A 9,435-nucleotide genomic window follows, 5' to 3' on the forward strand; every position below is an offset into this window, starting at 1 on the left:
CTCGGGTGCTCCGGCCGCGGGAGCCACCACATGCGCCGGGGCGGCCCGGTTCCCGCTCCGCGGGATTTCCGGTGCGTTGTACCGTCCACCCACCTGCCCCGTGCATGACAGATGCGATCGCGAATGTCTTCCCAGCAGGTCAAACCACCTCGTACGGGGAAGAAGCAGCGTTCACCCGCCCCGGACCACCCGTCAGTCACCCCTGGTGCCAGGCGGTTCGGAGATTCCCGCCCCCAGCGCACGCCGCAGGTGAGCATCCGTGCTCGTCTCTCCGGCGTGCGTGGAAATCCATGAGGAGAGTCCGTGTCACTCCTGTCGCGCAGAACACCGCGCAACCGGCGAGCCGCTCTTGCCGGCCTGCTCACCACCGCCCTCGCCGCGCTCAGCCTTCCCCTCGCCTCGACCGCCACGGCCGACCCCGCCGCCGCTCCGATCGCCGAATCCGCCACGGGCACCTACCTGGTCACCCTCGCCGACGAGCCCCTGGTCACCTACGACGGTGGGGTGGGCGACCTCCCCGCCACGAAGCCCGCCGAGGGCGGCAAGCTCGATGTCGCATCGGCCGCCGCCAAGCGGTACCGCACCCACCTGACGGACCAGCAGAACCGCGTCGCCAAGAAAGTCGGCGCCACCGTCCGGCAGCACTACGCGGTCACCACCAACACCTTCAGCGCCCGGCTCGACGCCCGCCAACTGGTGCGCCTCGCCCGCACGGGGAGCGTCGTGCACATCGCCCCCGACCGCTTCCACCATGCCACCGACGACCGGAACTCCACCGACTTCCTCGGACTCTCCGGCCGCAAGGGACTGTGGAAGGCCCTCGGCGGAACCGCCGAAGCCGGCAAGGGCATCGTCATCGGCGACATCGACACGGGCATCTGGCCCGAGAACCCCTCCTTCGAAGCCTCGGCCCTGAGCTCCCGCAAACCCGGCCCGAAGGACCGCCACCGCCCCTACCGCGTGGGCACGACCACCGTGATGCACAAGGCGGACGGCGCCACCTTCAAGGGCACCTGCCAGACCGGCGACAGCTTCACCGCCGCGGCCTGCAACGAGAAGGTCATCAGCGCCCGCTACTTCGGCAAGGCATGGTTCGACGCCGTTCCGGAGTCCAACCGGGCCGGATACGTCTCCCCGCGCGACAGCCAGGGCCACGGCACCCACACGGCGGCCACCGCGGCCGGCAACGCCGACGTCCGCGCCACGGCCGGCGGCGAGGACCTCGGCACCGTCTCCGGCGTGGCTCCCGCAGCCACCATCGCCGTCTACAAGGCCCTCTGGCAGAGCAAGGACGGCCAGGCGGACGGCGGTCTGACCAGCGACCTCGTCGCCGCCATCGACCAGGCCGTCGCCGACGGCGTGGACGTCATCAACTACTCACTCGGCGCCGCGTTCGAGAGCGCGTACAACGACCCGGCGCAGGTCGCGCTCCGCAACGCCGCCGCGGCCGGAGTCTTCGTCGCCACCGCCGCGGGCAACTCCGGCCCAGGCGCGTCCAGCCTCTCCAACACCGCGCCCTGGACCACCACGGTCGCCGCCGGCACCGTCAAGTCGCACACCGGCACGGTGACCCTCGGCAACGGCTCCAGTTACACCGGCATCAGCACCACCGTGCACCGGCAGGTCGGCCCCGCCCCGCTCGTCCTGGGCTCTGCGGTCCGGGTCCCCGACACCGTGGACGTCTACGCGGACTACTGCATGCCGAACTCCCTCGACCCGGCCCGCACGTCCGGGAAGATCGTCGTCTGCGAACGGGGCGTCAACGGCCGCTCCGACAAGTCCGCCGAGGTCAAGCGGGCCGGCGGCCTCGGCCTCGTCCTGGTGAACCCCGGCGACGAGAGCACGGACGGCGACCTGCACAGCGTGCCGGCCGTCCACCTCGACCACGCGGACGCGGCCCCCGTGCGCAGCTACGCCGCCACGGGCGGAGCCACCGCGACCCTCACCGAGGGAGGCGCCTCGGACGTCTACCCGCAGGTGGCCGGCTTCTCCTCGCGCGGCCCCTCGCTCGTCGGCAACGGCGACCTGCTCAAGCCCGACATCACCGCGCCCGGGGTCACGATCCTCGCGGCCGTGTCCCCGGACGGCAACCACGGCCGCGACTTCGACTACTACTCCGGCACCTCCATGGCGACCCCGCACATCAGCGGCCTGGCGGCGCTCTACCTCTCGGAGCACCCCACCTGGTCCCCGATGAGCATCAAGTCGGCCATGATGACCACCGCCACGCCGACGAAGACCGCGGACGGCAGGAACAGCGTCGACGCCTTCGCGCAGGGCGCCGGCGAGGTGGACGCACGGGCCATGCTGCGGCCCGGGCTCGTCTACGACTCGGGGGAGAGGGACTGGCTCGCCTACCTCGAAGGCTCCGGCGTGGACACCGGAAGCGGCGTCAAGGCCATCGACCCGAGTGACCTCAACTACCCGTCCATAGCCATCGGCGACCTGTTCGGCAGGCAGACCGTCACCCGCACCGTCACCGCGACCACGGCCGGCACCTACCGCGCCCGGGTGGACCTCCCCGGCATCAAGGCCACTGTGAGCCCGTCCGTACTGCACTTCAGCCACCCCGGCCAGAAGCGCACCTTCACCCTCACCCTGGACGTGACCACCGCGCCCGCCGGACGCGTCGACACCGGGGCCCTCACCTGGACCTCCGGCCGCACCACCGTCCGCAGCCCGATCGTCGTCACCCCGCAGATCGTCCGCGCCCCCGCCGAGGTCAAGGGCTCCGGCTCCAGCGGCTCGACCGAGTTCTCGGTCACCCCGGCCACCAGCACCCTGACGGCCACCGCCTACGGACCGGTCACCTCGCCGGTCACCAAGGGCACCCTGTCCCAGATGCAGGAGGTCTCCTACGACGCCGAGATCCCGTCCGGGGCCAAGGCGTCGCAGATCACGGTCCGCTTCGACGCGGCGGCGGACACGATCACGGGCGTCCTGTGGGGCAGCAAGGTCGACGGGGTCCTCCAGGACGTCCAGATCGCCGTCCCCGACAGCGACGGAACGGTCACCATCACCGTGCCGCATCCCGCGGCCGACGCCCTCTTCGTGTCCCTGGTCGCCATGGGGGCCGACGGGGAGACCGTCACCCCGTACACCTACCAGGCGAACCATGTCACCGCGGACAGCCCCGTCACCGGCGAAGTCACGGTCATGCCCGACCGGGTCCGCGTCACCCCCGGCGTGCCGACCGACCTGACCGCCGCCTGGTCCGGCGTCCCGGCGAACGCCCGGTCCGGCGCCTGGATCGAGTACGGCAACGGGGCAGGCTCCTTCCTGACCCTCAACTGAATCCCGACACCCACCGGCGGGGGCGGCACGCACACACGTGCCGCCCCCGCACACGCGCTCCGCACATGCCGGCTACCAAGAACCGATCACCTTCGAGGACCCGGTACCGCCGGCCGCGCTGCGAGCCTCTGGATCGTTCCACCCGCCGCAGAGCTACCGGTACTTGACCGATGAAGACCTCCGGAAGGTCGCTGAGGCCGCACCGGCGTCCGCGGCTGCCCTTCAGGGATCGCCGAACGATCCGACGCCCGCCCAGGCTCCCATGTCCAGGACCGAGGGCGAGCTCGGGATTGCCTGATACGAGCGGCTGTTCGAGCGGTCGGCCCTTGAAGGAGCGGTCGATGACGGCTTCCCGCTGAGGGGGCAGGGGAAGCTCGGGCCATGCTTCCTAGGATCTCCTCGACCAGCGCCAGAGCGGTCTCCGGGGGGGGGGAGGAAGGTGAATCGGGCGACGGTTTCGCCCTCCCAGCCGGTCGGCGCGGCGAAGGCGGTCTGGCCGGCGAGGAGGCGGGCGGACCATTCCGCGTAGTCCTCGGCGGTCCAGCCACTCCGGCGGAACGTCACGGCGGAAAGTTCGGGTTCGTGGACGAGTTCGAGGTAGGGGGCCGTGCGGATGAGTGCGGCGGTGGTGCGGGCCTTCTCCATGGCCTCGCTGTAGGCGCGGGTGCCGTGGACGGCGAGGGAGAACCACAGGCGCAGGCCGCGGGCGCGGCGGCTGAGGTGGTGGGCGTAGTCGCTCGGGTTCCACTGGGTGTCGTCGTCCGTGTGAAGGGCGTCGAGGCAGGAGGCGTTCTGGGTGTGGGCCGCCCTGGCCGGGCGAGGGTCGCGGTAGAGGAGGGCGGCGCAGTAGAAGGGGGCGGACAGCCACTTGTGGGGGTGAAGAAACCAGGTAGTCGGCATGCTCGATGCCCCGGTAGCGGTCCCGGACGCTCGGGGCGAGGAGGCCGGCGCCGCCGTACGCGCCGTCCACGTGGAACCAGAGGCCGAACTCCCGGGCTACGGTGGCGATTCCGGAGAGGTCGTCGATGATTCCGGCGTTGGTGGTGCCAGCGGTGGCCGCGACTGCGATGACGCCGGAGGGGTCGCGTCGGCGAGGAGCGCCGCGCGCAGTGCGGGACCGGTCAGGCGGTGATCAGTGGTCGGCATTGTGAACGGCTCGATGCCGATGATGCGCAGGGCGTTGCCGATGGAGGAGTGGGCCTGGTCGGAGACGGCGAACCTGACGCGGTCGTACGGGGCGAGGACCCGGCGGCGCCGGGTCGTGTCGCGCGCGGTCACCAGGGCGGAGATGTTCCCGGCCGAACCGCCGGAGACGAAGCAGTCGCCCGCGGCGGCCGGCATGTCGGCGAGGTCCGCGAGCAGGCGCAGCACCTGGTTCTCGGCGGCGAGGGGGCCGGAGGCGAGGAGCCATGAGGCGCCCTGGATCGACGAGCACGAGACGAGCGCGTCGAAGAGGATGGCGGCCTGCGTGGTCCGGCACGGTAGTACCGCCGCACAGCGTGACGCCAGGGGCACTTCCACCGGCGGGGCCCACGACGCCACGCGGCCCGCCCGCCCTCCGGTAAGCATCCTTCTCGGCAGTGGGCGGGCGCCCAGACTGCGGCGACAGTCGATACCGACCGACCGCAGCCGATCCGTCCTGCACCGCCCCCCTGCCGGGGCACCCCGAGGCTGCGTGGCCTGGAGCGGTGTGACGACTCAGACCTTCTCGGCGGTCACGCGGGGATGCGCGGCGGTGAGCATGGTGATGTCCTCGACGTCGGACGTCAGGATCGTGCCGCGTCCCGGCTGGGCGAGGGCGGCGGCGCAGAGCATGGCATCGATGGCGTACTTGTGGCCGTGGAGTCCGGCCGCGCGCAGCAGAATGGCGGCGGTCTGGGCGAGGGCCTGGGTGACCGGCTCGACCCGCAGGCGGGACAGAGTCCACTTCAGCGCAGCGTCATTGATCCGGGGATGGATCACCTCGACGAGGACCGCGGCAGAGGTGATCACCGGAAGGTCGGCCTCACGAGCGGCGGTGAGCCACTCATGGACCTCGCGGTCGCGTTGCACGGCCCTGGCCAGGCCCTCGCTGTCCAGGATGAGGGCGCCGCTCACGCGGCTGCCCCGGCGTCGGACGAGGTGCCGCCTGTGAGCTTGGCTCGTTTGGCTGCCACGGCTTCCGGGTCGGCGGGGCCATGGGTCTTGTCGAAATCGGCGATCAGCTCGTCCAGGTTGTCCCGCTCGATCTGCCGCTGCGCCGCCTTCTCCAGATACGCGGACACGCCTCGCTTGCCCACTCGCTCACGGATCGCTTGCAGGGTGCCGGCGGTCAGGGAGACGGAGATCCCGCTGGTGGGGCCGTCGCCGGGTGGGAAGTCGGTGTCGTCGTCAGCCATGACACGAGTGTGGCATTTCAAATGCTATACGGCGAGATCCTCGTCCCATGGCGGCCAGGGCCGCCCTCCGCTGACGCTCATTCTGATGGGGCGTCAGTCGATTGCCGGGAAGGGCCGGGCCGCGGCGCGCACCGATGGACAGACGCGCTGCGGCGAAAGCGACGGAGCACGGCGAGCGAGGCTCGTCGGCTCCGTTTTGCCCTGGTGTGCTCGATGAGGAAGCGTTGCCGACCATTGCCTGAGAAGGCAGTGCCTATCGCCTCGACGCGCGGCTAATATCCAGCTCTCAGGTACCGGCATGCGTCCGGCCTCTGGCCTGCGGCACGTCTGAGGGAGATCGGAAGCCCGGTGAGCAGTGCTCGTTCTGGTGGGCGGGTGCTGGCTGCCCACCCCGGTGACCCCAAGCGCGTCGGCCCCTACCGGATCATCGGACGCCTCGGCTCAGGGGGCATGGGCACGGTGTACGCCGGCCTCGACGCCGCCGGTCTGCGGGTCGCGGTCAAGGTCGTCCACCCTGCGCAGGCGGACGACGCGGAGTTCCGGGCGCGCTTCCGCCGAGAAGTCCAGCTCTCCGCCCGCGTCCAGGGCCCCTGCCTCATACCCCTGATCGCGGCTGACGCCGAAGCGCCGTCACCGTGGCTGGCCACTGCCTATGCCCCAGGGCTCACCCTCGATCGGTACATCGCCGCGCACGGGCCGCTGGCCGGTGGAACCCTCTACGCCTTTGCTACGGGCACAGCCCAGGCCCTCGCGGCCATTCACGCCGCGGGTGTCGTCCACAGGGACGTCAAGCCGCAGAACGTCATCCTGACCCCGGCCGGTCCCCGTGTCCTGGACTTCGGCATCGCTCATGCCGCCGACGGCACATCCGTGACGCGCACCGGCATTCTGACCGGCACCCCAGGATGGATCAGCCCCGAGCACTACCGCACCGGTACGACGGGTCCCGAGGGTGACATGTTCGTCTGGGGCGCCCTCGTAGCCTTCGCGGCCACCGGTCGCGCGCCCTTCGGTGGGGGAGCCCCCGACGCGGTCGCCTACCGGGTCATGTCCGAGGATCCTGATCTGTGTGGCCTTCCTGGCGAACTCCACGCCATCGTGCGCAGCGCTCTCGCCAAGGAGCCGCGGGACCGGGCCACCGCGTGGGACGCTGCCGAGACATGTGCCGTCCTCCTCGCAGCACAGGCCACACAGGTCGCGCCGACGGGTGCGGAGCCGACACTGGTGGGCGATCTCGTCGCTGCCCAGTGGGACGTCTCCACTCTGGACGACCCTAACTGGAGACGTCCTGCCCGTTCCAGCAGACGACTCGTCGGTATGGCGGCGGTGGTGGGCACTGTCATAGGTGGCCTGGCGGGTGGAGCGCTGGCCCTGCAGCCCGACAAGACGGGGACGACTTCGACGAGTTCCCGTCCACCCGCCAGCGCATCCCCCAGCAAGACTGCCACCATGCCGGCTTCCGCTTCACCCGCAGCAAGCTCCCAGGCTGTGGTGGAAGCCGCGTCATCCCCTACTCCTGCGAACGCGGATGAGGCGACGATCGCCACGTGGCGTGCGGCTCGTCGAGCCAAGGGGGAGGCGGAGATCGAGACCGAGGCCGCACTCGGGCACGACCTCAGCTACGGCATGGGCGAGGAGTACAACTACAGCGGTCAGTACGACGTAGGCCACGCCCCGGCCCGGAGAGAGCTCTACATAGCCATCAGCGGTCCGGCCATGGAGTCACGCGTCGTGCAGGGAGTGGCCAAGAACGCCTGCCTCACCTTGCGCATGATGGCGGGCATCTACAAGTCCCTTCCGTACGACGAGTACGTCCTGGTCGACAACACCACTCCCTCGACGCCGGCGATTGTGTGGGAGGACGACTTCCGCGCCAACACCGGCTGCATCACACAGACCATCGACCGCACCGCCGCCGACCCCGGGCAGGCCCCGAGCTGGCACCCCACTGAACAAGGGCTGGCCGCGGCCCAGATCCCCAGCGTCGACAAGCGTGAAATCAGGGTGGCCACCGAGGCGGTCCATCAGCTCTTTGTCGACTGGAACGCCAACTCCCGGCTGTTCGAGGACCCCCGCTACATCAGCGACGAGAACACCAGCATCGGCTTCGCTCCGCACGAAGGCGTGATGTACGTGTGGGCCACGAAGCCCGAGTGGGACCAGAGCACACGAGAGGAATGGGCAGAGGCCGCCGCCGGCGTGGCCTGCCGGACGGTTCTCGCGGAATCCCGCGCGGGGCAGGGATGGGGCTACGCGCAGTACGCCGTGGCAGTCCTCGACGGTGCTGGAGGTACCGAGTTCCTTCGCTGGCACGCGGCCGGCAGCTGCACGAGCTGACCTCCCCTCGGCCTTCTATGGTTGCGTCCGGTCGAGGTCAGCCGAACGCAGGACCTTGGGCCTGCCAGCGCCCAGCGAGTGCACCCCGCTGGGCTGACATTGAGGTTTGGTGAGGTTCCAACTGGGGCCTTACACGCCTTTGGCGTGCCGCGCAGCTTCGCTGCCGAGTGCTGAGAAGGCACTCGGTGGATGGGGGCGGGGCGGCGCTGACCTGCACGGACGTACTCGATCGCCAGCCACTCTCGAAAACTCCGGACGTTTTCGGGAAGTCCTCGCTCGTCCAGATTTTACCAATGGGTGAAGTCGTAGACGCCTGAGGGAGCATAAGGGTCTTGGGCTGGGGAGCGGTTGCAGTCGAGCTCGTCGGGGACGAGCGAGGGCAGGGCGGCCACTCGGATCGCTGCCGGGAGCCTTGGGAGTTGCCGCCCGTCCCGCCCTGCACGGTCCGGCCGAGCAGTTCGTATCCGCCCGGCTCGCAAGGGTCGTCGGGGCTGAGGGAGCGCGGTGTGCACGAAGGGCCTCACCATCGGGCGGTTCGAGTGCTCGGGCAGCTCCGGCGGGGATGGGGGGAGCCGGTCGATGAGGCCGGTGACGGTCTTGCGCTTGATCGCGAAGTGCTCGAGGTGTGTCTCGGCCTCACCCGGCCAGACCGGCGCCACGTGCAGTGCGTGGCGATTCTGGAGCCGGTGAAGTAAGGGCTCCGGCCTGCCGTTTGGGGGCTTCCTACTTGCGTGGGGGTAGTGGGAAGAAGCCGCTGGTTCGGGCGGCGTAGGCCGTGTAGCCGGGGCGGTGGGACATGTGCTTTTCCAGGAGGCGTTTGCCGCTGCCCACGGTGAGGAGCAGGGTCATGAGGACCGGGGAGACGAGGACGGCGAGGGCCGGTTGCCATGCGGTGCAGGCGAGCAGGTAGAGGCCCCACCAGACGAGGCTGTCGCCGAAGTAGTTGGGGTGCCGGGTCCAGGACCACAGGCCCTGGTCCATGATCCGGCCCCGGTTGGCGGGGTTCGCCTTGAAGCGTGCCAGTTGGTGGTCGCCTATGGCCTCGAAGGCGAGGCCGGTCGCCCATACCGCGAGGCCGCCGTACGCCAGGGCGTCGAGGGGCGTGGAGCTGTAGGAGGCGGCCTGGACGGGGAGGGAGATCAGCCAGACGAGGGCCGCCTGGCCGAGGTAGACGGTGCGCAGGGCGTAGAGGGTGCGGTTGCCGGGGGCCTTGGCGAGGAGGGCGGTGTAGCGGGGGTCCTCGCCGTGGCCGCGGGAGCGGTGGGCGATGTGGGCCGCCAGGCGCAGTCCCCAGACGACGGTCGCCGCGGCGACGAGCAGGCGGCGGGGGGCGGGGGGGGCGGGGGGGGGGCCCCCCTCAACGCCCAGGGGCGCGCCGGGGGCGCGCCGCGGCCCCCCCCACTGGGGTGCTCCCGCGAGTCATAGG

Annotated in this window: 6 protein-coding genes and 2 pseudogenes; 2 read left to right on the top strand and 6 right to left on the bottom strand. The window is 70.7% G+C overall.

The window, feature by feature from the left end; translation table 11 throughout:
* The first annotated feature begins 303 nt into the window (after positions 1-303).
* Positions 304-3,294 carry a S8 family serine peptidase gene (locus tag ACFW1I_RS23125; protein ID WP_384672976.1) on the top strand — a complete coding sequence of 997 codons (2,991 nt, stop codon included), beginning with the start codon at positions 304-306 and terminating at the stop codon, positions 3,292-3,294.
* A 222-nt stretch (positions 3,295-3,516) separates the two neighbouring features.
* Here ACFW1I_RS23125 and ACFW1I_RS23130 read toward each other — a convergent pair whose 3' ends face one another.
* The 5 genes and pseudogenes from ACFW1I_RS23130 to ACFW1I_RS23150 form a co-directional block, all read right to left on the bottom strand.
* Positions 3,517-4,194 carry a pyridoxal-dependent decarboxylase gene (locus ACFW1I_RS23130; protein ID WP_384672979.1) on the bottom strand — a complete coding sequence of 226 codons (678 nt, stop codon included), beginning with the start codon at positions 4,192-4,194 and terminating at the stop codon, positions 3,517-3,519.
* Between the two features lie 34 nt (positions 4,195-4,228).
* Positions 4,229-4,324: pseudogene (locus ACFW1I_RS23135) on the bottom strand (hypothetical protein); the annotation flags it as partial.
* Positions 4,291-4,815, bottom strand: a complete 525-nt coding sequence (locus ACFW1I_RS23140) for a hypothetical protein (protein ID WP_384672982.1) — start codon at positions 4,813-4,815, stop codon at positions 4,291-4,293. The pseudogene ACFW1I_RS23135 and the gene ACFW1I_RS23140, both read right to left, overlap by 34 nt.
* A gap of 177 nt (positions 4,816-4,992) precedes the next feature.
* Positions 4,993-5,391 carry a DNA-binding protein gene (locus ACFW1I_RS23145; protein WP_384672984.1) on the bottom strand — a complete coding sequence of 133 codons (399 nt, stop codon included), beginning with the start codon at positions 5,389-5,391 and terminating at the stop codon, positions 4,993-4,995.
* A complete protein-coding gene (locus tag ACFW1I_RS23150; RefSeq protein ID WP_125822829.1) occupies positions 5,388-5,672 on the bottom strand; it encodes a hypothetical protein in 285 nt (94 codons plus the stop codon). Before ACFW1I_RS23150 ends, ACFW1I_RS23145 begins: the two co-directional genes overlap by 4 nt.
* Before the next feature lie 375 nt (positions 5,673-6,047).
* Between ACFW1I_RS23150 and ACFW1I_RS23155 the strand changes: the two genes are divergently transcribed.
* A complete protein-coding gene (locus tag ACFW1I_RS23155; protein WP_384672986.1) occupies positions 6,048-8,009 on the top strand; it encodes a serine/threonine-protein kinase in 1,962 nt (653 codons plus the stop codon).
* Between the two features lie 723 nt (positions 8,010-8,732).
* On the opposite strand, the pseudogene ACFW1I_RS23160 reads toward ACFW1I_RS23155, so the two are convergent.
* Positions 8,733-9,335: pseudogene (locus ACFW1I_RS23160) on the bottom strand (DUF1295 domain-containing protein); the annotation flags it as partial.
* Positions 9,336-9,435: the final 100 nt, after the last annotated feature.

The sequence above is a fragment of the Streptomyces sp. NPDC058955 genome (genome assembly GCF_042741435.1).
Classification (GTDB): Bacteria; Actinomycetota; Actinomycetes; order Streptomycetales; family Streptomycetaceae; genus Streptomyces.

Coding starts and splice junctions, on each gene's coding strand:
- ACFW1I_RS23150 (WP_125822829.1), bottom strand. CDS start 5,672: ATGGCTGACGACGACACCGACTTCCCACCCGGCGACGGCCCCACCAGC.
- ACFW1I_RS23130 (WP_384672979.1), bottom strand. CDS start 4,194: ATGCCGACTACCTGGTTTCTTCACCCCCACAAGTGGCTGTCCGCCCCC.